At 68.2% G+C, this 24,987-nt stretch carries 23 protein-coding genes; 11 read left to right on the top strand and 12 right to left on the bottom strand.

Going from position 1 to position 24,987, the window contains the following annotated elements; genetic code table 11:
• Positions 1-43: 43 nt before the first annotated feature.
• The 7 genes from ON33_RS22940 to ON33_RS22910 all read right to left on the bottom strand — a co-directional run bounded on the left by ON33_RS22940 (position 44) and on the right by ON33_RS22910 (position 6,135).
• On the bottom strand, positions 44-1,423 hold the full coding sequence (locus ON33_RS22940) for a sensor histidine kinase (RefSeq protein ID WP_040861121.1): 1,380 nt from the start codon (positions 1,421-1,423) through the stop codon (positions 44-46).
• On the bottom strand, positions 1,420-2,091 hold the full coding sequence (locus tag ON33_RS22935) for a response regulator transcription factor (protein ID WP_040861120.1): 672 nt from the start codon (positions 2,089-2,091) through the stop codon (positions 1,420-1,422). Before ON33_RS22935 ends, ON33_RS22940 begins: the two co-directional genes overlap by 4 nt.
• Before the next feature lie 57 nt (positions 2,092-2,148).
• On the bottom strand, positions 2,149-2,571 hold the full coding sequence (locus ON33_RS22930) for a CBS domain-containing protein (RefSeq protein ID WP_245550672.1): 423 nt from the start codon (positions 2,569-2,571) through the stop codon (positions 2,149-2,151).
• Positions 2,572-2,633: 62 nt separating this feature from the next.
• Positions 2,634-3,350 carry an ABC transporter permease gene (locus ON33_RS22925; protein ID WP_040861119.1) on the bottom strand — a complete coding sequence of 239 codons (717 nt, stop codon included), beginning with the start codon at positions 3,348-3,350 and terminating at the stop codon, positions 2,634-2,636.
• Positions 3,347-3,988, bottom strand: a complete 642-nt coding sequence (locus tag ON33_RS22920) for an ABC transporter permease (protein ID WP_040861118.1) — start codon at positions 3,986-3,988, stop codon at positions 3,347-3,349. Before ON33_RS22920 ends, ON33_RS22925 begins: the two co-directional genes overlap by 4 nt.
• Positions 3,985-5,130: an ABC transporter ATP-binding protein gene (locus ON33_RS22915; protein WP_040861117.1), complete on the bottom strand. Its 1,146-nt coding sequence runs from the start codon at positions 5,128-5,130 to the stop codon at positions 3,985-3,987. Before ON33_RS22915 ends, ON33_RS22920 begins: the two co-directional genes overlap by 4 nt.
• A gap of 15 nt (positions 5,131-5,145) precedes the next feature.
• Positions 5,146-6,135, bottom strand: coding sequence for an ABC transporter substrate-binding protein (locus ON33_RS22910; RefSeq protein WP_444543764.1), 990 nt, complete (start codon positions 6,133-6,135; stop codon positions 5,146-5,148).
• A 253-nt stretch (positions 6,136-6,388) separates the two neighbouring features.
• Here ON33_RS22910 and ON33_RS22905 point away from each other — a divergent pair, with 253 nt between their 5' ends.
• The 3 genes from ON33_RS22905 (at position 6,389) to ON33_RS41510 (ending at position 8,517) form a co-directional block, all read left to right on the top strand.
• Positions 6,389-7,357 carry a glycine betaine ABC transporter substrate-binding protein gene (locus ON33_RS22905; protein WP_245550671.1) on the top strand — a complete coding sequence of 323 codons (969 nt, stop codon included), beginning with the start codon at positions 6,389-6,391 and terminating at the stop codon, positions 7,355-7,357.
• Between the two features lie 227 nt (positions 7,358-7,584).
• Complete coding sequence (locus ON33_RS22900; RefSeq protein ID WP_051152668.1) at positions 7,585-8,244, top strand: Crp/Fnr family transcriptional regulator; 660 nt, start codon at positions 7,585-7,587, stop codon at positions 8,242-8,244.
• A 120-nt stretch (positions 8,245-8,364) separates the two neighbouring features.
• Positions 8,365-8,517 (top strand): hypothetical protein, encoded by a 153-nt coding sequence (locus ON33_RS41510; protein WP_157184679.1) that lies wholly within the window; start codon positions 8,365-8,367, stop codon positions 8,515-8,517.
• A gap of 23 nt (positions 8,518-8,540) precedes the next feature.
• Here ON33_RS41510 and ON33_RS22895 read toward each other — a convergent pair whose 3' ends face one another.
• Complete coding sequence (locus ON33_RS22895; RefSeq protein ID WP_040861204.1) at positions 8,541-9,167, bottom strand: TetR/AcrR family transcriptional regulator; 627 nt, start codon at positions 9,165-9,167, stop codon at positions 8,541-8,543.
• Positions 9,168-9,274: 107 nt separating this feature from the next.
• On the opposite strand from ON33_RS22895, the gene ON33_RS22890 reads away from it, so the two are divergent.
• From ON33_RS22890 to ON33_RS22875, 4 genes are all read left to right on the top strand, one after another.
• On the top strand, positions 9,275-10,795 hold the full coding sequence (locus ON33_RS22890; RefSeq protein WP_040861116.1) for a flavin-containing monooxygenase: 1,521 nt from the start codon (positions 9,275-9,277) through the stop codon (positions 10,793-10,795).
• 27 nt (positions 10,796-10,822) lie between these two features.
• Positions 10,823-11,653 carry an SDR family NAD(P)-dependent oxidoreductase gene (locus tag ON33_RS22885; RefSeq protein WP_040861115.1) on the top strand — a complete coding sequence of 277 codons (831 nt, stop codon included), beginning with the start codon at positions 10,823-10,825 and terminating at the stop codon, positions 11,651-11,653.
• 27 nt (positions 11,654-11,680) lie between these two features.
• The gene (locus ON33_RS22880) at positions 11,681-12,595 is read left to right on the top strand and encodes an alpha/beta hydrolase (protein ID WP_040861114.1); all 915 of its coding nucleotides are present in this window, start codon (positions 11,681-11,683) and stop codon (positions 12,593-12,595) included.
• 112 nt (positions 12,596-12,707) lie between these two features.
• Positions 12,708-14,504 carry an AMP-dependent synthetase/ligase gene (locus ON33_RS22875; protein ID WP_040861113.1) on the top strand — a complete coding sequence of 599 codons (1,797 nt, stop codon included), beginning with the start codon at positions 12,708-12,710 and terminating at the stop codon, positions 14,502-14,504.
• A gap of 99 nt (positions 14,505-14,603) precedes the next feature.
• On the opposite strand, the gene ON33_RS22870 is transcribed toward ON33_RS22875, so the two are convergent.
• Complete coding sequence (locus ON33_RS22870) at positions 14,604-15,506, bottom strand: alpha/beta fold hydrolase (protein ID WP_245550670.1); 903 nt, start codon at positions 15,504-15,506, stop codon at positions 14,604-14,606.
• A gap of 88 nt (positions 15,507-15,594) precedes the next feature.
• Between ON33_RS22870 and ON33_RS22865 the strand changes: the two genes are divergently transcribed.
• The 3 genes from ON33_RS22865 (at position 15,595) to ON33_RS22855 (ending at position 18,516) form a co-directional block, all read left to right on the top strand.
• Positions 15,595-16,155: a CGNR zinc finger domain-containing protein gene (locus tag ON33_RS22865; RefSeq protein WP_040861112.1), complete on the top strand. Its 561-nt coding sequence runs from the start codon at positions 15,595-15,597 to the stop codon at positions 16,153-16,155.
• A gap of 124 nt (positions 16,156-16,279) precedes the next feature.
• Positions 16,280-16,708 (top strand): VOC family protein, encoded by a 429-nt coding sequence (locus ON33_RS22860; protein WP_040861111.1) that lies wholly within the window; start codon positions 16,280-16,282, stop codon positions 16,706-16,708.
• Positions 16,709-16,947: 239 nt separating this feature from the next.
• Positions 16,948-18,516 (top strand): molybdopterin-dependent oxidoreductase, encoded by a 1,569-nt coding sequence (locus ON33_RS22855; protein WP_040861110.1) that lies wholly within the window; start codon positions 16,948-16,950, stop codon positions 18,514-18,516.
• A 69-nt stretch (positions 18,517-18,585) separates the two neighbouring features.
• Here ON33_RS22855 and ON33_RS22850 read toward each other — a convergent pair whose 3' ends face one another.
• Positions 18,586-20,085: a DHA2 family efflux MFS transporter permease subunit gene (locus ON33_RS22850; protein WP_040861109.1), complete on the bottom strand. Its 1,500-nt coding sequence runs from the start codon at positions 20,083-20,085 to the stop codon at positions 18,586-18,588.
• Positions 20,086-20,098: 13 nt separating this feature from the next.
• The gene (locus ON33_RS22845; protein ID WP_051152666.1) at positions 20,099-20,785 is read right to left on the bottom strand and encodes a PadR family transcriptional regulator; all 687 of its coding nucleotides are present in this window, start codon (positions 20,783-20,785) and stop codon (positions 20,099-20,101) included.
• Between the two features lie 252 nt (positions 20,786-21,037).
• On the opposite strand from ON33_RS22845, the gene ON33_RS44060 reads away from it, so the two are divergent.
• Complete coding sequence (locus ON33_RS44060; protein WP_281033231.1) at positions 21,038-21,163, top strand: hypothetical protein; 126 nt, start codon at positions 21,038-21,040, stop codon at positions 21,161-21,163.
• Positions 21,164-21,512: 349 nt separating this feature from the next.
• Here ON33_RS44060 and ON33_RS22835 read toward each other — a convergent pair.
• The coding region (locus ON33_RS22835; protein ID WP_051152665.1) for a multifunctional oxoglutarate decarboxylase/oxoglutarate dehydrogenase thiamine pyrophosphate-binding subunit/dihydrolipoyllysine-residue succinyltransferase subunit at positions 21,513-24,987 on the bottom strand (3,475 nt) is incomplete at its 5' end.

Genomic DNA, 24,987 nt, shown 5'->3' with positions numbered 1-24,987 from the left:
GGCCATCTTCAGGTGATCTTCAGCCGCGCTCAGGCGGTGATCTTCAGGCGCGTTCGGGCAATGACGGGTGAGTCGGTCCGGCACCGCGCGGCAGCCGGAGGACGAAGACCGCTCCGGTTGCGCCAGGTGTGGGGTCGGCGCAGGTCAGGTCGCCGCCGTGGGCGCGGGCCAGGCCGCGCGCGATGGCCAGGCCCAGGCCGGAGCCGTCGGGGCGAGTGTCGCGGGCGGAGTCGAGACGGACCAGCCGGTCGAAGATCCGTTCGCGATCCGTGGCCGGAATGCCGGGGCCGGAGTCGGTGACGACGAGGTCCACGACGCCGTCGTGCTCGCGCAGGTCGACGGTCACGCTGCCGTGGTCCTTCATGGCCTGGCAGGCATTGGTGAACAGGTTGGTGAGGATCTGAGTGATCCGCTCGGGATCCGCGGGCACGGTGACGGCCGCACCGGTGAGCCGGAATTCGGTGTGCGGGTGCAGCATTCGCATGCGATCCAGGTGCGTGGCGGTCAGCGTGTGCAGGTCGACCGGTTCGAGCCGCAGGTGCAGGCCGGCGTCGATACGGGCCAGGTCCAGCAGGTCGTCGACCAGGCGGCCCGCCCGCTGCGTCTCGCGGACCAGGAGCAGCAGCATGCGCTGCCGGTCCTCGGGATCGGTGTCCGCGGGCTGCTGGAACACGGCCTCGGCCAGCGAGCGCACGCCGGTGATGGGGGTGCGCAGTTCGTGCGCGGCGTCGCCGACGAACACCCGGATGCGCTGTTCGGAGGCGCGGGCACGAGCCTCGGCGGCGGCGGTATTGCGCAGCGCGCCCTCCAGCGCGTCCAGCATCTCGTCGAAAGCGGCTGCGGTGCGGCCCAATTCGGTGTCGGTGCGGGAGGGTTCGAGACGGCGGCCGAGGTGCCCGTGTGCGATATCGCGGGCCAGCCGCGTCATGGCGTCCAGCGGCGCGAGCGCCCGCCGCACCCCGAACCAGAGTCCGAGGGAGATCACCGCGATGGCGCCGGTGGTGGCCAGGATCAGCAGAAATCCCAGCCGGGACTGCACCCGGGCGATCAGTGGGGTGTCCACCTGGAGGATGAGCCGGCCGTCGTTGAGGGTGCCCGGCCCGGCGAGTTTGATGACGCGGGTCTTGGTGGTGCTGTCCTCCGCGAGCCGGTGGTCGAGGCTGCCGTAGGTGTGCCCGTCGGGCAGCACCAGCCGGACCCGCACCGAATGCGTGTCGACCCGGGCGATCAGGTTCTCCGGCGAAACCCCCTCCTGCGCGAGCTGTCTGGCCAGCTGGGCGCGGTCGGTGAGCACCGTGTTCTCGCTGCGGGTCACCACCAGCCCGAACAGCGTGTGCACGCTCAACGCGACCAGGACCAGCACGATGCCGGAAACCAGTGCGGCCGTGAGGGTTACGCGGACACGCAGCGAGACCGTTCTCACCGCGGCACCCGCAGCGTGTAGCCGAGCCCGCGCACGGTGTGCACCACCCGTTCACCGTGTTCCTCGAGCTTGCGGCGCAGCGCGCTCACGTGCACCTCGACCAGATTGGGGTCGTAGTCCTCGTATCCCCAGACGGCGGTGAGGATCTGGGTCTTGGTGACCACCCGGTCCCGCTGTGCGGCCAGGTACGCCAGCAGCTTGAACTCGGTGGCGGTGAGGGTGAGTTCGCTCCCGGCCCGCCGCGCGCTCCCGGCGTCCACATCCACCTCGAGGTCGCCGATCATGATGCGGCTCTGGAGTTTTCCCATCCGCCGCAGCAGCGCGTCCACCCGCGCCACCAATTCGATGAGGTCGAACGGCTTCACCACGTAGTCGTCGGATCCGGCGCGCAGCCCGCGTACCCGGTCCTCGACGCCGTCGCGGGCGGTGAGCATGACCACGCCCGCCGCCGAGCGCGCCCGCACCGATTCCAGCAGGGCGAAACCGTCGCGGCCGGGCAGCATCACGTCGAGGACGACCACATCGGGCCGGAACTGGGCCAGGTCCTGTTCCAGCAGGCGGCCGTCCGCGCGGGTGAGCACTTCGTGCCCGCCGGCGGACAGACCGGCTCCCACCGCGGCCCGAATGGCCTCGGCGTCTTCGATGACAAGAATGCGTCCCGGTTGCACGCGGCAATTCTCCGGCCTGTGGCTGTGAATCCGCTGCGAACCGGGACGCTTCCGGGGTCAGTGCGGGATCGCGATGGCAGTGATGAATTCGGCCAGCTGCTTGTCGTCGATGTTCTTGGCCAGGTCGGATTCACAGATCATGCCGACCAGCTGGTTGCCCTTGCGCATATTGAGCACCGGCATGCGCTTGATCTGGTTCTGTTCCATGACGTCGAGGACGGTGCTCAGATCGGTGTCGACGTCCACCGACCACACGCGGCCCTGAGCCAGATCACCGGCCCGGACCCGGCTCGGGTCGTGGCCCATGGCGATGCAGTGCACGACGATGTCGCGGTCGGTGAGCATTCCGATCAACGCGTCACCGTCGCAGATGGGAAGTGCGCCGACGTCCATGTTGCGCATCAGCTGTGCGGCGCGATCCAGGGTTTCATCAGCGGGGATGCATTCCGCACTCCGGTGCATGATGTCGCGAGCCTTCACTGCAACCTCCTGTCTCGGGATGGGTGTGCCACGAGACATCGTGACCCCGATCACACCGGAGGTCAATATCGGACTGGCTGGCCTTGGTCTGAGCTCTGGAAGCGGCCCGTGAGACGGCGCAGGCGGCCCGTGCCCGGCACGCTCAGCCACACCACGAACGCCAGCAGGCCATCCAGCGTCAGCGCCAGCGCGGCCACCAGGATCGCGCCCACCAGCACCTTGTCGTAGCGGTAGAGGCTGATGCCGTCGAAGATGTAGCGGCCCAGCCCGCCCAGATTCACGTAGGCGGCGATGGTCGCGGTCGCCACCACCTGCAGGGTGGCCGCGCGCAGGCCGCTGAGCAGGACCGGCAGGGCGTTGGGCAGCTCGACCCGCAGCAGCACCCGGGGTTCGCTCATGCCCATGGCCCGCGAGGCGTCCACCACGATCGGGTCCACGTTCGCGATACCCGCGTACGCGCCGGCCAGCAGCGGCGGAATGCCCACCGTCAGCAACGCCAGCAGCGGCGGGGCCAAGCCCAGGCCCATGAGCAGCACCACGAAGGTGAGCACGCCCAGCGTCGGCAGTGCGCGCATGGAATTGGCGAAGCCGACGATGAGCGCCGAGCCGCGCCGGGTGTGCCCGATCAGCAGGCCGATCGGCACCGCGATCACCGCCGACAGGCCCACGGCCAGCAGGCTGTACCAGAGATGCTCGAGGATGCGCCGCCCGATGCCGGCCGGGCCGGACCAGTTCGCGCCGGTGGTGAGGAAATGCCAGGCATCGACGAAAAGGTTCACGCCGCACGTCCTTTCAGCCACGGCGTCGCCACCCGGCCCACCAGGTACAGCGCGCGGTCCACGATCAGCGCCAGCACCAGCACGACGATGACGCCCGCGACGATCTCGTCCGGGTAGTCGCGCTGATAGCCCTGGGTGAACAGCTTGCCGAGCCCGCCCACGCCGATCAGCGCGCCGACGGTCACCATGGAGATATTGGTGACGGCCACGACCCGCAGGTTGGCCATGAAAACCGGTAGGGCGAGCGGGAAGTCGACGGTGAGCAGCCGACGCCAGCGCGGGTAGCCGATGGCGTCCGCGGCGTCGAGGGTGTCGGCGGGCACCGAATCCAGGGCGGCCGGGACCGCGGTGATCAGCAGCGCTACCGAGTAGATGGTCAGGGCGATCACCACATTCAGCGGATCGATCACCCCGATGCCCAGCAGCGGCGGAATGATGACGAACAGCGCCAGCGACGGAATCGTGTACGCGACGCTGGCCGCAGTGGTGGTGACCCGCCGCAGCCAGCGCGCCCGATGCGCCAGTGCGCCCGCCGGGATCGCGATCACCAGGCCCAGCAACAGCGGCAGCAGCGCCAGATACAGATGGGTGCGGGCGTATCCGGCGATCTCGTCGAAATTATCGATCAGGTATCTCACCTGGTCTCCTCGAAGAAGACCCGGTTGCGTTCGGCGTCCTCGGCGGTGCGCTGGTGGTGCAGCTGCTCGAGCACGTCGCGGGCGAAGATCGCGCCCACCGCCGCGCCGGAAGCATCAATGGCCACACCGATTTCCGAAGGCGAGGAGATGGCGGAGTCGAGGGCCTGGCGCAGGTCGCCGCCCTCCGGGAACAGCGAGCCGCCCGCGGCCATGCTGTCGGCGAGCGCGTGCCCGGCGCGCACGCCCTCCACGCCGGTGGTGTCGATCCAGCCCATGGGGCGCTTGGCCCGGTCGATGACCAGCCGCCATTCGCCCTTCCCCAGGCGGATGTCCGGGACCTCCTCCGGGGTGATCGTCGAAAGTTCGTGCAGCGGAACGGCGCCGGCGGCCCGGAAGGACAGTTCCCGGTAGCCGCGATCGCGGCCCACGAAGCCGGCCACGAAATCGGTGGCGGGCTGGGCGAGTACGGTCCGGGGCACATCGTGCTGCTGGAGGTAGCCGCCCGGCCCGAAGACGGCGAGGTGGTCGCCGAGCTTGATGGCCTCGTCGATGTCGTGGGTGACGAAGACGATGGTCTTGTGCAGTTCGGCCTGCAGGCGCAGCATCTCGTTCTGCAGTTCGGTGCGCACCACCGGGTCGACGGCGCTGAACGGCTCGTCCATCAGCAGGATCGGCGGGTCCGCGGCCAGCGCCCGGGCCACGCCCACGCGCTGCTGCTGCCCGCCGGACAATTGCGCCGGATAGCGTTGCGCCAGCCCGCGATCCAGGCCGACCCGGTCCATCACCTCGAGCGCCGCCTTGCGGGCCGCGCGGCGGGACTGCCCGCGCAGCACCGGCACGGTCGCCACATTGTCGACCACGGTGCGGTGCGGGAGCAGGCCCGCGTTCTGGATCACGTAGCCGATGCCGAGTCGCAGCTCGACCGCGTCTACGCGCGAGATGTCCTGCCCGCCAACGGTGATCGTCCCCGAGCTGGGGCCGATCATACGGTTGATCATGCGCATGGAGGTGGTCTTGCCGCAGCCGGACGGCCCGACGAACACGGTGAACGACCCGGATTCGATACGCAGGTCGAGGCTGTGGACGGCGGTGGTGCCGTCCGGGTACGTCTTGCTGACGCCGGTGAATTCGATGTCGGACACCGTGTTCGGGCCTTCCTAGACGATCGGCTTGTCGAGCCCCTGCGCGGCCACCCACTGCTTGGCGGCGGCGGCCGGTTCGGTCTTGCTGCTGCCGGAGACCGCGGTATTGAGCGAGATGAGCTCGGCCGTGGTCAGTTTCGCCGAGACCGCGTTAAGCACCTTCGTCAGCTTGTCGCTCTTCTTGGCCGTGTTGTAGAGCGGCACCACGTTCTGCGGCGGGAAGTTGTGCTTCGGGTCGGTCAGCACCACCAGGTTGTCGGCGGCGATGGCGGGGGAGGTGGTGAAGATGTCGGCGGCGATGACCTGGCCGTCGGTGAGGGCCTTCACGGTCGCGGGGCCGCCGCCGTCGGCGATCGGCACGAAGTTCGCGGCCGCGATGTCCAGGCCGTAGTTCTTCTTCAGACCGGGCAGGCCGCCGGGACGCTCGGAGAACTCCGCGGGCGCGGCCAGTTTCACCTCGGCCGAGTGCGCGGCCAGATCGGCGATGCTGGTCAGATTCCACCTCTCGGCGGTGGCCTTGGTGACCACGACCGCGTCCGAGTCCTCACCGGGTGCGGGGGCGCCGATCGCGAGCTGATCGCCGAGTGCCTTGGTCAGCGCGGCGTTCACCTCGTCGGGAGTGGTGGCGGTGCTCGACTTGTCCAGGTACTGCAGCAGATTGCCGGTGTAGTCGGGGATGAGCTCGATGGCGCACTGCTTCAGCGCCGGGACGTAGGCTTCGCGGCTGCCGATATTGAGCTTGGTGTCGATGCTGAAACCATTGGCGCGCAGCGCTTCCGCGTACACGTCGGCCACCGTCTCGGATTCCGGGAAGTTGGCCGAGCCGACGGTCAGCTTGGTGGCGTCGCCACCGCAGTCGCCGCCACCGCCGAGCGGATTGGACGTGGAGCCGCCACAGGCGGACAGCGCCATGGCCGCGGCCAGCGCCACCGACGCGGCCAGAATTCGGAGTACGGTTCGGGCGGTGCGCCTGCCGTCGGCGCGCGTGGAGATGAGCGAGTGCACTGTCGTCCTTCCGAGCGGGATGCCTGCGCGGGCGGGGTGGCAGCCACCCCTGAAACAGACCTAACTGTCCATATTGCCCGGGTCTTCCCGCGAACGTTGCCTACCCGTGGTTGGTTTCGCGCATTTGGCGGATAGGGTCGGGCCGTCCTGCCGGGGCGTTTCCGGCGCCGGAACCCCCGGCTCGAGCTGCGCGAAATTCACACGCGCGGGTCGGTTGCGCGCGGGGGAGGGGTGGGGCGGCAGACTGTTGCGCGTGTTCGGCACAGACTCCTCCGCACCGCGCGACCGTCGCGCCACCCGGCCTCGCCTCGCACGGCGGTCCCGGTTCGGGCCGGCGCTGCTGGTCGTCGCGGTCGCGGCGGCCGCGGTGGCCTGCGGCAGCTCGGACGCCGGGTCGGTATTGACCGTGGGCGCGGGGGATTCGGCGGAATCGATGATGATCGCCGAGATCTACGCGGGCGCGTTGGCCCGCACCGGACTGCGCACCCGCGTCGAGGGTCGGATCGGGCAGCGCGCGGATCTGCTCGCGGCCCTCGACGCCGACCGGATCGCGCTCTTCGGCGATGTCAGCGGAGATCTGCTGACCGCCCTGGACTCCACCGCGACCGCCACCAAGCCGGACGCGGTGAATGCCGCACTGTCCAAGGCGCTTCCGGAAGGCGTCGTCGACTCCGATCCCGCCGACGGCACCGACCTGCGGCCCACCGTGGTCGCCGCCGTCTCGCGTCCCGACGGCATGCCGTCCTCGCTGACGGACCTGGGCGCACGCTGTGCCGAGCTCACTCTCGGCATCGACACCGGCGCGCCCCTGGACGCCCAGCGCGCGCCGCTCGACCCGCAGCGCGACGTCCTGGACCCATTGCGCACCGTCTACCACTGCGCGATCACCCACTCCGTCACCTTCGCCAACGACACGGACCTGCGAAAAGCCCTCTCCGACGGGGAGATCCAGCTGGCCGTCCTGCCCGGCCCGCCCGCCTTCCGCACCGACGGCGGCGCCGACCTCGCCCCGCTGGCCGACCCCGACTACGCCTTCCGCGCCGCCATGGTCCTCCCCGTCATCCGCAAATCCGCCCTGACCGACCAGCAACTCCGCAAACTCAACTACGTCGCCGGCGAACTCGGCACCACCGACCTCGCCGACATGATCCACATGGTCCGCGACCAGGGCGCCGTCCCCTCCGCCGTCGCCCGCGACTGGCTCGACGCCCACTCGCTCTGACCGGCGCGCGCACCGGCCGTCCGACCCCGCCGCGCACCCGGCCGCCGATGCGGGGTCCGGTCGTGAATCCGTAACACCTCGGCGTCCACTGCGTCGCAACCGGTTTCGCTCGCCTACCGTGGATGGATCGGGGCAGCTTTTCCATAGCGGTACGGGAACCGGACACGACTGTGAACCCACCACACGGCGGCCATCTGGGCGATTGGCCCTGGCCCACGGGGACTTTCATGGAACGGCTGTGCGCGCGCAGCCGCCAGGACCTGCTCCAACTCGGTGTGCAGACCTACTGCCCGCCGGGCACGGTGCTCATGCGCCAGGGCGACCCCGGCAGCACCGTGTACCTGCTGCGCTCGCGGGATCGCACGCTGTCGGCATGCGTGAAGATCACCGCGGCCGACGGCAAGCTGTTCGCGATCCGGGTCAGCGGCGACGTGATCGGCGAACTCGGCGCGCTGGTGCCGGAATCGCGGCGATCCAACACCGCGACGGTGTGCACGGCCACCATCGCGCACCGGATTCCGGGATCGATATTCATGACATTTCTGGAATCCCATCAGGACGGCTCGCTGGTGCTGTGCCGCTCGCTCGCGGATCGCCTGGCCTGGTCCGACCAGCGCCGCCTGGACTTCGGCGGCTGCCACGTGCAGATCCGGCTCGCGCGGCTGCTGGTCGAGTTCGTCGAATCCTGCGGGCGGCGGACCGAAGCGGGATGGGAGATCACCGTGCGACTGTCCTACGAGGAGCTGGGCAATCTCGTCGGGGCCGGGGTGGACGCGGTCGGACTGGCGATGCGGGAGATGAAGGACGCCGGCCTGGTGTGCCTCTACAACCGGCACGTCCATATCCGCGATCTCGAAAAGCTGCGCCGATTCGCGGAATTGGATTAGGGATTCGCGAAATCCTGCTGAGAGACCTGATTTTTCAGGCGTTCTTACAGCAGCGCCGTGTCACCCTCGAAAAGTCTCCCCATCGTGAATCTGGGGCAAAACCCTCGGGAGGTGTGACCGATGTCGGCACCCGAAATACCGTCCGGATGTACACCGGTCGACGAGCTCTACTGCACGCTGACCCGCGTCCACAGTCCGGTGGCGGCCGCGCTCATGGTCGCCGCCGTGACGGGGAGGTGGCCGGACCGGGACGAGCTGTACCGAACCCCGTAGCTCCGTCCTTCAGCTCGCGCGCGTCATTCCTGCAGTGCCGCAGTCAGGTCCGCGCTGAGGGCCAGGGCCGGGAGGGAGGCGACGAGCATGTCGACCAGATCGTCGCGAGTGATGGGTTCCTCGCGGAGCCAGGTCAGGGTGGTCTCCTCGACGAAGGCGATCCAGCCCCGGACGGCCAGGCCCAGGCGGGGCCGGTCGGGGTCCTCGATCGGCAGGGGGGCCTCGGCGAGGATGCGGTCCACCAGGGCCATGCGGGTGGCGTTGACCAGGGTGACCAGTTCGGGGCTGGCACTGGCCGGACCGCGCAGCAGGGCCAGGTAGGACGTGCGGTTCTCGGTGACGTAGTCGATGTAGCGCTCGACCGCGTCGCGCAGCATGTCGAACAGGCCCAGGCTCGGATCGGGCGAGGTGCGTTCCAGCAGTTCGGCATTGGCGTGCCGGACGATCTCCAGGTGGAAATCCTGCTTGGTGGGGAAGTAGTGGAACAGCAGCCCGCGTGAGATGCCGGCCTGTTCGGCGATCTCCCCGATGGAGATGTCCTCCAGGGCGCGTTCGCGCAGCATGCGGGCGCCGAGCGTGATCAACTGCTCGCGGCGTTCGGCCGGGCTCAGGCGCACGCGTTTGCCCCGGCTGTCCGGTCTGCTGCTCACGGCGCGCTCCTTGGTCATTGGTCCAACCTTAGGTCATCTTGCCATGGCTTACTGAACGTGAGTCAATACTGTTGACTCCTGCTCAATAAGACCCTACGCTCGGATACATGAGTCGCAAGGTTACAGACAAAGCTGTCGGCAACCGGCCGGTCCGGCACTCCCGCGTGATCATCGTCGGCAGCGGGTTCTCGGGCCTGGGCCTGGCCATCCGGCTGAGCCAACAGGGACGCACCGACTACCTCGTGCTGGAGCGCGGCAGCGATGTCGGCGGCACCTGGCGCGACAACACCTACCCGGGCGCCGCCTGCGACGTGCCGTCGCAGCTGTACTCCTACTCCTTCGCACTGAACCCGGAGTGGTCGCGCTCGTTCTCCAAGCAGCCCGAGATCCAGCGCTACATCCAGGGCGTCGCCGACAAGTACGGCGTGCGCGACAATCACATCTTCGACTGCGAGATGACCGGCGCCCGCTGGAACAACGAGGACGCCCGCTGGGAGATCCAGACCAGCCAGGGCCCCTTCACCGCCGACATCCTGGTCTCCGCCGTCGGCGCGCTCTGCGAGCCCAACCTGCCGGACATCAAGGGCATCAACGACTTCCAGGGCGAGATCTTCCACTCCGCCCGCTGGAACCACGACTCCGACCTGACCGGCAAGCGCGTCGCCGTCATCGGCACCGGCGCCTCCGCCATCCAGATCGTCCCCAGCATCGCCGGCAAGGTCGCGCACCTCGACGTGTACCAGCGCACCGCGCCCTGGCTGCTGCCCCGCGTCGACCGCGAATACCTGGCCCCGGAGAAGTTCGCGCTCAAGCACATTCCGGCGCTGCGCTCGCTGTACCGCGCGGGCATCTACGCCGCCCGCGAGACCCAGGTGGTCGGGCTGGCCAAGTTCCCGCCCGCCATGCTCGGCCTCGAGGCCATCGCCCGCGCCAAGCTGTTCGCCGAGGTGCGCGATCCGGAGCTGCGCCGCAAGGTCACCCCGAACTTCCGCATCGGCTGCAAGCGCATGCTGATCTCCAACGAGTACTACCCGGCGCTGAGTCGCGACAATGTCGACGTGGTGACCGACGGGATCAAGGAGATCCGCCCGGGCTCCATCGTCACCAAGGACGGCACCGAGCGCGAGGTCGACGCCATCATCGTGGCCACCGGCTTCCACGTCACCGACTCGCCGGTCTACGACGTCGTCGCCGGCCGCGACGGCCGCTCGCTCTCCGAGGTCTTCGACGACATCGGCCAGCAGGGTTACAAGGGCTCGGCCATCAACAACTACCCCAACATGTTCTTCATGCTCGGCCCGAACGTGGGCCTGGGGCACACCTCGATGGTGTACATGCTGGAATCGCAGATCAACTACATCTCCGACGCCATCGCGCAGTTCGACAAGCTGGGCCTGCGCACCGTCGAGGTCCGCAAGGACATCCAGGATGAATACAACGCCGGCCTGCAGCGCAAACTGGAAGGTGCGGTGTGGAGCACCGGCGGCTGCGCCTCCTGGTATCTCGACAAGCACGGCAACAACACCACACTGTGGCCGGACTTCACCTTCCGGTTCCGCAGCCTGCTCGAGCACTTCGATGTCTCGGCCTACGACACGACCACCGAGCCTGTCGCAGCGGCCGTCTAGTCCATCCAACAACCGAAAGCGGTAATCGTGAGCAACGATGCTTACTTCAAGGACAAGGTCTGCGTGATCACCGGCGCGGGATCCGGCATCGGCCGGGCACTGGCCGAGAACCTGGCCCGGCGCGGCGCGCGCCTGGCGCTGTCCGACATCGACGCCGAGGGTCTCGCCGAAACCGTGCGACGCTGCGAGAAGTACGGCGTCCAGGTCAAATCCGACCGGCTCAACGTGGCCGAGCGCGAAGCCGTACTGCACTACGCCGACGAGGTGAAGAAGCACTTCGGCAAGGTCAACCAGATCTACAACAACGCCGGCATCGCCCACCACGGCGATGTGCTCGACACTGCCTTCAAGGACATCGAGCGCATCATGGACGTCGACTTCTGGGGCGTCGTCAACGGCACCAAGGCGTTCCTGCCGTACCTCATCGAATCCGGTGACGGCCACGTCGTGAACGTGTCCAGCCTGTTCGGCCTGATCGCGATCCCCGGCCAGAGCGCCTACAACTCGGCCAAATTCGCGGTCCGCGGCTTCACCGAGGCGCTGCGCCAGGAAATGCTCATGAACGGCACCCCGGTCAAGGTCACCTGCGTGCACCCCGGCGGCATCAAGACCGCCGTGGCCCGCAACGCCACCGTCGCCGAGGGGCTCGACCAGAAGAACCTGGCCAGCCTCTTCGACAGCAAGCTGGCGCTGCACACCCCGGAGATGGCCGCGCAGACCATCACCGAGGCGGTCCGCAAGGGCCACGGCCGGGTGCTCATCGGCTGGGAGGCCAAGGCCCTCGACCTGTTCGTGCGCACCACCGCCTCGTACTACCAGCGCATCTCCGCGGTGGTGCAGAAGCGCTTCCTGCCGTAACAGAGTGACTGTGGAGGACATCCGGACATGCCCGATGTGAGACTGCCCCTGCCCGTCGTCCGCGCAGCCCTGAATCCGGTCTTCCGGATCATGCTCCACCACCGGCTCCCGTTCAGTGTCCAACGGGCGCTGATGGATTGGGGCGCGGTGGCGCAGCGCGGGCCGCGAGGCACCCAAATCGAGCGTGTCGAGCTCGGCGGCCGCCCGGCCGAACACGTGACGGTCGGGCCGGTCTCCGACAGCGCCACCGTGCTGTACCTGCACGGCGGCGGCTACACCGTCGGCTCGCCGGCCACCCACCGAGGGCTGGCGGGCTTCCTGGCGCGTGAAACCGGTTGCGCCGTCAAGGTTCTGGACTACCGCCTGGCCCCCGAGCATCCGTTCCCGGCGGCGCTCGAGGACGCCGAGGCGGCCTTCCTGGAACTGGTGGCCTTCGGGTATCGGCCGGACCGCATCGCGGTGGCCGGTGATTCGGCCGGTGGCGGGCTCTCGCTCGCACTGGCCACACGGCTGCGCGACCGGCACGCCATGAGCCCGGCGGCGCTGGGGCTGATCGCGCCGTGGGGCAACCCCAACGAAGTGCCTGCGCGCGACCGCGACCTGGTCATCAACAAGCCGTGGTCGCGGGCGTGCGCGGCCGCCTACCTGGGCGGTGGCGACGGCGCCGACGCCGGCTACGCGCCGCTGCTCGGCGAACTGCGCGGGCTGCCGCCCACCTATGTCCAGGCCGATGTGGACGAAATGCTGCACGAACAGTGCACGCGGCTGGTCGCCCAACTGCGCGCGGCGGGCGTGCCGACCGAGTTCACCGAGACCCGCGGACTCTGGCACGTATCCCAGTTGCAGGCGGGTCTGGTCGCCCCGGCCGCACAGGTGACACAGGAGCTCGGTGAGTTTCTGCGGAAGGCGCTTCGGCCTGCGCAAACCCGGTCAATAGGATAGAGGCGAAAGCTATCGAAGGACCGTCCGAGAACAGGTTCGGGCGGTCCGCCGGGAGTTACCTGTAAAGGTGGCGTAAATTACCCGCCAGTAAACCCACTGTGGAAGGGCAGCGATGCGAGAGTTCGAAGTCCCGGCTACCTACACCATTCCGGAGAACGCCAACATGTCGGACGGTGCGTTCCGGCATGCCGAGAAGACCCCCAACCTGGTCGTCTTCAACATTCCGGATGGCAAGGGCGGCTGGAACGACGTCACGGCGGCGGAGTTCGCCAAAACCGTGACCGACGTGGCCAAGGGACTTGTTGCCGCCGGCATCGAGCTCGGTGACCGCGTCGCCATCATGGCTCAGACCAGCTACGAGTGGGTCGTGCTCGACTTCGCCATCTGGGCGGCCGGCGGCTGTACCGTCGCCATCTACGACTCCTCCTCCGCCGAGCAGGCGCGCTGGATCCTCGAGGACTCGGCCACCAAGCTCACCGTCGTCCAGAACGACAAGCATCGCGCCACCATCGCCGAGATCGAAGGCGGTCTCGACAGCCTGCGCGAGGTGCTGCAGATCGACAAGGGCGCCATCGCCGAACTCGTCGCCCGCGGCGCCGAACTCGACGACGCCGTGGTGCACGAGCGCCGCGCCCAGGTGGAGGCCGCCTCCCCGGCTACGCTCATCTACACCTCCGGCACCACCGGCCGGCCCAAGGGCGTCATGCTCTCGCACGCGAACCTGTTCGCCGAGTCGGCCGCCGACCGCTCCGCCATGAGCGAGTTCCTGCGGCCCGGCCGCAAGTCGCTGCTGTTCCTGCCGCTGGCCCACGTCTTCGCCCGCGCGGTCGCGCTGGCCGCCTTCGACGCCGGTGTCACCGTCGCCCACACCGCCGACTGGTCCACCCTGGTCGAACAGTTCGGGCAGTACCAGCCGAACTTCATCCTCTCGGTGCCGCGCGTCTTCGAGAAGGTGTTCAACGGCGCCAAGCAGAAGGCGCACGACGGCGGCAAGGGCAAGATCTTCGACTACGCCACCGAGATCGCCATCCAGTACAGCCAGTCGCTGCAGAACGGCGGCCCGAACATCGTGCTCAAGCTGCAGCACATGCTGTTCGACAAGCTGGTGTACTCCAAGCTGCGCGAGGCCATGGGCGGTCAGTGCGAGTCCGCCGTCTCCGGTGGCGGTCCGCTGGGTTCGCGCCTGGGCCACTACTTCCGCGGCGCCGGCGTCACCATCTACGAGGGCTACGGCCTCACCGAGTCCACCGCCGCCGTCTCGGTGAACACCCCCAAGTTCATCAAGGTCGGTTCGGTCGGCCGCCCGCTGCCCGGCCACGGCGCCAAGGTCGCCGAGGACGGCGAGCTGCTCATCCGCGGCCCGGTCGTGTTCGGCGGCTACTGGAACAACCCCGAGGCCAGCGCCGAGGCCTTCGACGCGGACGGCTGGTTCAAGACCGGCGACCTCGGCGCCATCGACGAGCAGGGCTTCATCGCGATCACCGGTCGCAAGAAGGAGATCCTGGTCACCGCCGGCGGCAAGAACGTCTCCCCGGCCATGCTCGAGGACTCGCTGCGGCAGAACGCGCTGATCAGCCAGGTCATGGTGGTCGGTGACGGTCAGCCCTTCATCGGCGCGCTCGTCACCCTCGACCCGGAAGCTCTGCCGGCGTGGAAGGCGCGCAACGGCATTCCGGCCGACACCCCGATCGAGCACCTCATCGAGAACCCGGCCCTGGTCGGCGAGATCAATGACGCGGTCGCGGCCACCAACAAGCTGGTCTCGCACGCCGAGGCGATCAAGAAGGTCCGTATTCTCCCGGTCGACTGGACCCAGGAGGGCGGCGAGCTCACCCCGAAGCTCTCCCTGAAGCGCGCGGTCGTGATGAAGCAGTACGCGGCCGACGTGGACGCGATCTACAACTCCTGAGCGGCGTCATCAGAACTCGAAAAGGCAAGGGGCCCGCGGATTTCCGCGGGCCCTTGCCTTTGTGCACCCGCGTGAGGTCTGTCGTCGTGGGGTCTCGTCTCAGCGACCGAGCGTCAGGGGTAGGCGGTCGAGGAAATCGGCGATGAGTGGGGCGATGCCGGATAGGTGGGTCTCCAGGGCGAAGTGGCCCGTATCGAACAGGTGGAGTTCGGCCTCGGGCAGGTCGGTCAGGTAGGCGTGCGCGCCGGGGGCCGGGAAGAAGGGGTCGTTCGCGCCCCACGTAATGAGGGCCGGCGGGGCGAATGTCCGCAGCCACGACTGCCATTCGGGATAGCGGGCCACATTCGACTTGTAGTCGAAGGCCAGGGCCACCTGGGCCTCCTTGCGGCCGGGGAGATCGAGGTAGTGCTGGTCCAGGGTCCAGGCATCGGGATCGAGCACGGCGGGGTCCGGGACGCCCGTTTCGTATTGGCCGCGCGTGCCCTCGAGGGTGAGCAGGCCGCGGATGACGTCCTCGTCGCCCTCGTGGTCGGGGCGCAGGGCGACGAAACCCTGTGCGGCCTCGGACAATCCGGCCTCGTAGGCATTGCCGTTCTGGATGACGAGGCCGGTGATCCACTCCGGATGCCGGGTGGCCAGCCGCAGGCCGATGGGCGCGCCGAAGTCGAAGATGTACAGGGCGAAGCTGGTCAGGCCCAGTCCCTGGACGAAACCCTCGGTGATGTCGGCCAGCCGGTCGAAGCTGTAGTCGAAATCCGGGGGAACGACGGTGTTTCCGAATCCCGGATAGTCGGGGGCGATGAGGCGGTAGCGATCCCCGAGGGCGTCGATGAGACGGCGGAACTGGTGGGACGCGGTGGGAAAACCGTGCAGTAGCAACAGGACCGGGGCGTCCGCACGGGCGGGCGCCGACTCCCGGTAGAAGACCTCGACGCCCTCGACCTCGAGGTGGCCGTGCCGGACGGTGGGGAGCGGGTTCAGGACCCGGGGGAGTGTACTCACGGTGTCACATGCTTTCTGTCGGCGATGTTGCATTAGTTCTACGCCGATCCGACCTAATGTGTCAACGGCTCGAGGTAGCATTAGCGGCATGGCTGATCTCGAACCGCTGATCGGTGAACCCCTCGCCCTGGACCTGGTGAACACCCGGCCCACCGGCGCCGACCTGCTGGAAACCCCTCAACGGCTGGCGGATTGGCTACGCCTGGAGGCCGATCGGCTACCCGAGCCGCCGCCGCAGCGCCTCACCGGCGCCGACCTGGCCGCCGTTCACGCCGTCCGCGAGCACACCGCGGCCGCGCTCGACGCGATGCTGCACGGCCACCGCCCACCGGCCGCCGCGCTGCGCGGCCTCGCCCAAGCGCAGTCGGCCGCACCGGCCATCCGCCGCCTGGACTGGAACGGTGATGCCGTCACCGAAACCGTGGCACGCCTCGGTGATCCGGGCGCTCGGCTGGCCGCGCACCTGGCCGACGCCGCCGCGACCCTGCTCACCGATCCGGCCATCGATCGGCTGCGGCAGTGCGGTGCGGAGGACTGCGTCATGCTCTTCCTGCCCGCCCATCCGCGCCGCCAGTGGTGCTCGCCCGAGCGCTGCGGCAACCGGGTCCGGGTCGCCCGCTACTACCAGCGCCACCGGGCCACCGACTGATTCGACGAATTCCTCGTCGGTTCACCCGAGATTCCGGCGGGGGGACCGATGATTTTCGCGTGGCTCCCCGGTCCTACTGTCCGGGTGCCGCCGCACCCGCCCGAAACGATCGAGGAGGAACTCCATGCCCGCTTTGAACCCGTACCTGCTGTTCAACGGCGATGCCGAAGAGGCCATCACGTTCTACCAGTCCGTCTTCGGTGGCGAGGCGGCCATCACCCGCTTCAGCGATATGGGCGAGACCCCGGCCGACATGCCCGAGGACGTGCGGAACCGGGTCGCCAACGCCCAGCTGCCGCTGAGCGCGACCAATATCCTCATGGTCTCCGACTGCCCGCCCGGCAGCGAGATCGACAACTCCAAGCCCGGCTTCACGGTTCAAATCGAGACCGACTCCGCCGCCGACGCCGAGCGCCTGTTCAACGAGCTCGCGAAGGGCGGCAAGGTGGAGATGCCCTTCGGCCCGGTCCAGTGGGCCGAGGCGTTCGGCATGCTCACCGACAAGTTCTCGGTGCCGTGGATGGTCAACTACACCGGCAACGCCCAGATGTGATTCACTCGCGCTATTCGGCCATCGCGGTTTCGCCGCCGGTGCGGTCGCGTTCTTCGCCTTCGTCGGCCTGAGCGTGACCGGCCTGCACCACGCCTTCGCCGTCGCGGGCGGCAGCCTGCTGGTCATGGCCGGGATCGCCGCCGTGGCACTGCGGGCGCGGGCCGGCTGAGGACCGGCGTCACGCTTCCGTAATCCTCCGACCCGGTCCACGACCCGACTCGCGCAGTAGGGTCGGTTTCGTGGCGGATCGCGCATTACGGACGGCCGGCGGTATCGCCGCCGGCGGAGTCACCCTGGGCCTGGCGGAGCTGGTGTCCGTCCTGGTCAGCCCGGACAGCACGCCCCTGCAGGCGGTCGGGGCCTGGATCGTCGACCACACGCCGGACGGATTCCGCGAGTGGATCATCGGCCTGGTCGGCACCAATGACAAAGTGCTGCTGTTCGTGTGCATGGGGGTGGCCGCCGTGGTGCTGGCCGCCGTCGCCGGGATCGTGGAGCGGGAGCAGCTGCCGCTCGGGTCGATCCTGTTCGCGATCTTCGGGCTGCTGTCCACCATTGCCGCGCTCGGCCGCCCCAATGCGGCCTGGACCTGGGCCCTCCCATCGATTCTCGGCATGATCGCCGGAATTCTGGTGCTGCGCAGCCTGATCGGGCGGATCACCCGGTTGGATGAATTCGCGGAGACGGCCGCGGCCGCGGAAACCGCCGAGCCGCAGCGGCTTTCACCCGCTGAGCTGGCGGTAGAGCGGCGGCAGGTGGTGCGCGGAATCGCGATCGCGGGAGCGGCGGCGGCGGTCGGTGGCGTCGCGGGCCGGATCATCGGCCTGCGGTCGCGCGACGTGTCGGCCGAGCGGGCGGACGTCCAGCTGCCCTCGCCGACCACGACGCCGTCGGTCGAACCGGGCGCGGATCTCCAGATTCCCGGGCTTACTTCGTATCTCACCCCGAACGCCGACTTCTATCGCATCGACACCGCGCTCACCGTGCCGCAGGTCAGCAAGGACGACTGGTCGCTGCGCATCCACGGCATGGTCGATCGCGAGATCCGTTTGAGCTACGCCGATCTCGCCGCCAAGACCCCCATCGAACGCCTGGTCACGCTGGCCTGCGTGTCCAATCCGGTCGGCGGTGATCTGATCGGCAATGCCCGCTGGCTCGGCTACCGGCTCGACGAGCTGATCGCCGCGGCCGGACCGCATCCCGATGCCGACATGGTGCTCTCGCGCAGCATCGACGGCTTCACCGCGGGCAGCCCGCTCGCCGTGCTGATGGACGGCCGCGACGCCATGCTGGCCGTCGGCATGAACGGCGAACCGCTGCCCACCGCGCACGGCTATCCCGCGCGACTGGTGGTGCCCGGCCTCTACGGCTACGTGTCGGCCACCAAGTGGGTGACCGAGCTGGAGATCACCAGATTCGATCGCGCCGAGGCGTTCTGGACCAAGCGCGGCTGGTCGGCCAAGGGCCCGATCAAGACCGAATGCCGCATCGACACGCCTCGGCGCGGCACCATCGCCCCGGGGAAGGTCACTGTCGCCGGGGTGGCCTGGGCGCAGCATCGCGGCATTCGCGGCGTGGAAGTCCGTATCGACCAAGGGGATTGGCGGCCCGCGCGGCTGGCGGTGGCCCCGTCCATCGACACCTGGGTGCAGTGGGCCTACGACTGGGACGCCACCGGCAGCAGCGGGGTGCACACGGTGTGGGCGCGCGCCATCGACGGCACGGGGGAGACCCAGACCGACCGGGAACAGGATGTCGTGCCCGACGGCGCGACCGGATATCCCTCGCTCACCGTGCGCATCGGCTGAGTTCGCAGCGCAAAAAGCGCTGCCCACCGGAAAATCCCCGGCGGACAGCGCTTTTCGATAGCCAGCGGATCAGTGCGCCCCGATGTCGGCCTTCGCCATATCGTCGTCGCTCCGGCCACCCGCCGCCTTGCCGTGCCCGATGAACAGGGCCGACGCGGCCACACCGATCAGCAGGATCAGGGCGGGCAGGTACATGGACTGGCTCAGCGCGGTGCTGATCTTCTCCAGCAGCGGATCGCGGATCACGGCCGGCAGATCGCGCAGGCTCTTGCCGCCGCCGCCCTCACCGATCGGCCCGCTCTGCAGACCCTGCGCCGCGATCCGCGCCGACAGCAGGGCGCTGATCGCGGCCGAGCCCAGCACCGAACCGACCTGCCGGGTGGTGTTGTAGACGCCCGCGCCCGCACCGGCCTGCTGCACCGGCAGATTGTGGGTTGCGGTGGTGGCCAGCGGCGCCCAGATGCAGGCGTTCGCGATACCCGCGACACCGCCCACGATCATGAAGATCGGGATCGACCCGTCCGGCTTCATCAGGACGGCGAAAGCGAACAGGGTCGCCGAGAACGCCGCGAAACCGATCGTCGGGATGACGCGCGGCGCGACCTTGTCCGAGATCTTGCCGATGATCGGCGCGAACACACCGGTCAGAATGGCCATCGGAGCGAACACCAGTGCCGAGCGGGTCGGCGTCATGCCGTGCACCTGCTGCAGGTAGAAGTAGGCGGGCACGAACACGCCCGTCACCGTCGCACCCATGGACGCGATGGCCAGGTTGGACAGCGCGAAGTTGCGGTCCTTGAACAGGCTCAGCGGGACCAGCGGCTCACCGGTGTTGCGGGCCTGGTTCACGATGAACAGACCCAGCACCGCCAGACCGGCGATGATCATGGCCCAGATCCAGGCGTCCCAGTGATGGGAGTTGCCCTCCTGGATGCCGAACACCAGCAGGAACATGCCGATGCCCGAGAGCACCACGCCGACCAGGTCGAACTTGTGCTGGTGCGTGGGCAGCGCCGGCACCAGCCAGAAGGCCAGCGCGAAGGCGACGATGCCGATCGGCACGTTCACGTAGAAGATCCACTGCCAGCCCTGCCAGTCCACCAGAACGCCGCCCAGGATCGGGCCGACCAGGGTGGCCAAACCGGCCACGCCGCCCCACAGGCCCATGGCCGCGCCGCGCTTGTCCGGCGGGAAGGTACGGGTGATGACCGCCATGGTCTGCGGCGTCATGAGCGCCGCGCCCAGGCCCTGCACGGCGCGGGCCGCGATCAGCATGTTGATGCTGGTCGATTCGGCGCACCACAGCGAGGCCAGGGTGAACACGGCGAGACCGCCGAGGTAGATGTTCTTGGGGCCGAAGCGGTCCCCGAGCCGTCCGGTGACCAGCAGCGGTACCGCGTAGGCCAGCAGGTAGGCGGAGGTGACCCAGATGACCTGGGACACATCGGCGTTCAGGTCCTTCATGATCGCCGGATTGGCCACCGCGACGATGGTCATGTCCAGCAGGATCATGAAGAACCCGACGACCAGCGCGTATAGCGCGAGCCACGGATTACGTTGAGTGGACATGGGATTCGAGTTCCTATCTCGGGTGGTTGGTGCGGACTGCGGCCAGGTCCTCGGCGGTGAGGCCCGCGCCCCAGTCGGGGCCCCTGGTTTCCTCGGGGACGCAGCGTTCGCCTTCGGGGTCGAAGCTCTCCCACTCCAGCGCGCCGCTATCCAGGTCGTCGATGAAGCCGCGCAGCCAGCGGGCCTCGGTCACGGCGAGGTCGTGCACATAGTCGATGGCGACCCAGTACCGCCGGGGCACCTGCCGGTTGGTCGCCCACTCGCGCAGTGCCTCGAGTTCGGTGATCCGGCCGTCGATCCAGGCGATGCGTTCGCGCAGCAGGGCCGCGACTTCGGCCACGGGCAGATTGTGCGCTTCGGCCAGCGCCACCGGAAAGATCGGATACTCCTTCACGGGCTGCCGCAGGATCTCCGCGATGCGAGCCCGCAGCGCCGCGCGGCCGGCGGTCCGGATCCGGTAGGTGGTGCGTTCGGGCCGGTTACCGGCACGATCGGTGCCCTCGGCCAGGACCAGTTCCTGCTCGGCCAGCCGGGCGACGGTGTGGTACAGCGAGCCCGGCTTGATCTTCACCAGCTCGTCCTCGTGGCGGTTGATCAGGAGTTGATACATCTCGTACGGGTGCATCGGCCGTTCTTCGAGCAGCGCGAGCACCGCGATCGCCAAAGGCGTCAGCGCTGGTATCGGCTGCTTCTTCGCCACCCGGGCCTCCGTTCTCCTGACCGTTCGATACTGACACCGGCCACAGACATGATCCGCACCAAATATTCCACGTGGAATATACGGCTCGGAACATGCCCGGGGCAACCCCGACCCACGGGTGACCTCGCGCTGTGACGACCATCACGACTGCGGTGAAATGCCTTGTCGCAGGCCATTTCCCGGCAGGCGGCCAGCAATTCCGGCCGGTAGCATCAACTTTCGCTCGGGAAGTAGCAGAAAGAGGTACCCGCCATGTCCGATCAGGATTCCGCCAACCAGGACACCACCGCCGCCGAGGGTATCGCCGCCATGATGGCGGTCTGGGACCTGAAGGGGGCGGCCGACGCCAAGTCCGACGCGGAGGCGCAGGAGAAGTAGTCCCGCCCGTGTGCGCCTGAAGCACATGGACCACAACAACCCATGCCTAACCGACGAGGAACTCGCCGAAGCCGCTGACGCGCAGCACCGATGACGCCCGTCAGCGATCGCCCGCACTACCTGCTCGACCAGTCGGTCATGTCCCACTATTGGACTCGGCCGGAGATACGACGCAAGGTTGATGAACTGGCGGTGATCGGCGTGCTCTGCTCGTCCATGGTCACAATGGACGAAGCCCGGTTCAGCGCCCGCGACACTCGGGTTCTGTAATACTGCCTGCCGCGAAGGCCCGGAAACGGCGCGGGGCCGGAACTCGTGAGAGTTCCGGCCCCGCACTGGGATTCGATGATCAGGCGGTCGGGGAGAACGCCTCGTCGATGATCTCCTGCTGCTCCACGGCGTGCACCTTGGACGAACCCGAGGACGGGGCCGACATGGCGCGACGCGAGATGCGGCGCAGCTTGCCGAAGCGGGCGGGCAGGATCTCCGGCAGGTTCAGGCCGAAGAACGGCCACGCACCCTGGTTGGCCGGCTCCTCCTGCACCCACGCCAGGTCACTGGCGTTCGGGTACTGCTCCAGCGCCTCATTGAGGCGGAACTTCGGAATCGGGTACAGCTGCTCGACGCGCACGATGGCCACGTCGTCGCGGCTGTGCTTGTTCTTCTCGGCCACCAGCTCGTAGTAGATCTTGCCGGAGGTGAGCAGCACACGCTTGACCTTGGAGCGGTCGCCGTTGCCCGACTCGTAGGTGGGCTCCTCGAGCACGGTACGGAACTTGTTGTCCGTGAAGTCCTCGACCTCGGAGATCACGGCCTTGTTGCGCAGCATGGACTTCGGGGTGAAGACCACCAGCGGGCGGCGGATGCCGTCCAGGGCGTGGCGGCGCAGCAGGTGGAAGTAGTTCGACGGGGTGGACGGGACGGCCACCGTCATCGAACCCTCGGCGCACAGCTGCAGGAAGCGCTCGATACGACCCGAGGTGTGGTCCGGGCCCTGGCCCTCGTGACCGTGCGGCAGCAGCAGCACGACCTCGGAAAGCTGACCCCACTTGGCCTCACCGGAGGAGATGAACTCGTCGATGATGGACTGCGCGCCGTTGACGAAGTCACCGAACTGCGCCTCCCACAACACGAGTGCGTCCGGGTTGCCCAGCGAGTAGCCGTACTCGAAGCCGACCGCCGCGTACTCCGACAGCGCCGAGTCGTGCACCGCGAACCAGCCCGGGTTCTTGGACCCGATGTTGTGCAGCGGGGTGTACTCGTCGCCGTTCTTGCGGTCGATGATCACCGAGTGCCGCTGCGAGAAGGTGCCGCGGCGGGAGTCCTGACCGGTCAGGCGGACGGCCTTGCCCTCGTCGATGAGCGTGCCGAAGGCCAGCAGCTCGGCCATGGCCCAGTCGATCTTGCCCTCGTAGGCCATCTCGCGGCGCTTCTCCAGCACCGGCTTGACACGGGGGTGCACGCTGAAGCCCTCGGGCACGTTCACGAACGCGTCGCCGATGCGCTGCAGCACCGTCTTGTCCACGGAGGTCACGAGGTTCGGCGGCAGCTGCTGCTCGTCCTCGACCGACTCCGACGGCTCCGGCGGGAACTTCTCCAGCTCGCGCACCTCGTTGAAGATCCGCTCCAGCTGACCCTGGTAGTCCCGCAGGGCGTCTTCGGCTTCCTTCATGGAGATGTCGCCACGGCCGATCAGGCTCTCGGTGTACGCCTTGCGGACCGAGCGCTTGGTGTCGATCACGTCGTACATGCCCGGCTGGGTCATCGACGGGTCGTCGCCCTCGTTGTGGCCGCGCCGGCGGTAGCAGATCATGTCGATCACGACATCGCGCTGGAACTTCTGCCGGTAGTCGACGGCCAGCTTGGCCACCCACACGCAGGCTTCCGGGTCGTCGCCGTTCACGTGGAAGATCGGGGCGCCGATGAACTTCGCGATGTCGGTGGAGTATTCGGTGGAGCGTGAGTACTCGGGCGCGGTGGTGAAGCCGATCTGGTTGTTCACCACGATGTGCACGGTGCCGCCGGTGCGGTAGCCGCGCAGACCCGACAGGTTCAGGGTCTCGGCCACGACACCCTGGCCGGCGAAGGCCGCGTCACCGTGCAGCATGAGCGGCACGACCGAGAACGACCGCGCCTCTTCTCCCTTGGTGACGATGTCTTCCTTGGTGAGCAGGTCCTGCTTGGCGCGGACCAGACCCTCCAGCACCGGGTCGACGGCCTCGAGGTGCGAGGGGTTGGCGGTCAGCGAGACCTCGATCTCGTTGTCGCCGAACATCTGCAGGTAGGTGCCGCGCGCGCCGAGGTGGTACTTCACGTCGCCGGAGCCGTGGGTGGCGGCCGGGTTCATGTTGCCCTCGAACTCGGTGAAGATCTTCGAGTAGGGCTTGCCGACGATATTGGCCAGCACGTTCAGGCGGCCGCGGTGCGGCATACCGATGATGACCTCGTCGAGGGCGTACTCGGCGCACTGGTCGATGACGGCGTCCATCATCGGGATGACCGACTCGGCGCCTTCCAGCGAGAACCGCTTCTGGCCCACGTACTTGGTCTGCAGGAAGGTCTCGAACGCCTCGGCCGCGTTGAGCCGGGACATGATGTACTTCTGCTCGGCCACAGTGGGTTTCGCGTGCTTCTGCTCCACGCGCTCCTGAATCCACTTGAGCTGCTCGGGATCCAGGATGTGGGTGTACTCCACACCCACGTGGCGGGCGTAGGCGTCGCGCAGGATGGACAGCACGTCGCGCAGCTTCATGCGCTCCTGCCCGTGGAAGCCCGCGACATTGAATTCGCGGTCCAGGTCCCACAGGGTCAGGCCGTGCTGGGTGACATCCAGGTCGGGATGCGAGCGGAACTTGTCCTTCACCAGCCGCAGCGGGTCGGTGTCGGCCATCAGGTGGCCGCGGCTGCGGTAGGCGTTGATCATCTCCTGCACGCGGGTCGACTTGTCGATGCCGCGTTCCTGAATGTCCTTGCGCCAGCGGACCGGCTCATAGGGGACACCCATGCCGTGGAAGATCTCGTCGTAGAACTCGTCGGAGATCAGCAGGTTGTGGACGGTCCGCAGGAAGTCGCCGGACTCCGCGCCCTGGATGATGCGGTGGTCGTAGGTGGAGGTCAGCGTCATCAGCTTGCCGATACCCATTTCGGCGAGTTGCTGATCGCTCATGCCCTGGAACTCGGCCGGGTACTCCATGGCGCCGGCGCCGATGATCGCGCCCTGCCCCTGCATGAGTCGCGGCACCGAGTGATTGGTGCCGATGGTGCCGGGGTTGGTCAGCGAGATGGTGACACCGGCGAAGTCGTCGTTGGTCAGCTTGCCGTCACGGGCGCGGCGCACGACGTCCTCGTACGCGCTGTGGAACTGCGCGAAGGTCATGCCCTCGGCGTTCTTGATGGCCGCGACCGCCAGCGCACGGCTGCCGTCCTTGCCCGGAAGGTCGATGGCCAGACCGAGATTGGTGTGCGCGGGGGTGACCGCGTTCGGCTTCCCGTCGACCTCGGCGAAGTGCCGGTTCATGTTCGGGAAGGCCTTGATGCCCTGCACGATGGCGTAACCCAGCAGGTGGGTGAAGGAGATCTTGCCACCGCGGGTGCGGGCCAGGTGGTTGTTGATGACCAGCCGGTTGTCGATCATCAGCTTCGCCGGGATGGCGCGCACCGAGGTAGCGGTGGGGACGGCCAGCGAGGCCGACATGTTCTTCACGACCGCCGCGGCGGGTCCGCGCAGCACCTTGGTCTCGTCCTCGGCGGACGGCTTGGCGCCACCGGAGGTCGGGGCCGCGTTCGAGGTCGGGGCCGGGGTGGTCTGCGGGGCGCGCACCTGT

Source organism: Nocardia niigatensis NBRC 100131 (assembly GCF_000308655.1).
GTDB classification, from domain to species: domain Bacteria; phylum Actinomycetota; class Actinomycetes; order Mycobacteriales; family Mycobacteriaceae; genus Nocardia; species Nocardia niigatensis.
Note: the sequence above shows the minus strand (reverse complement) of the source record. Positions and strands in the feature narration are given on the sequence as shown.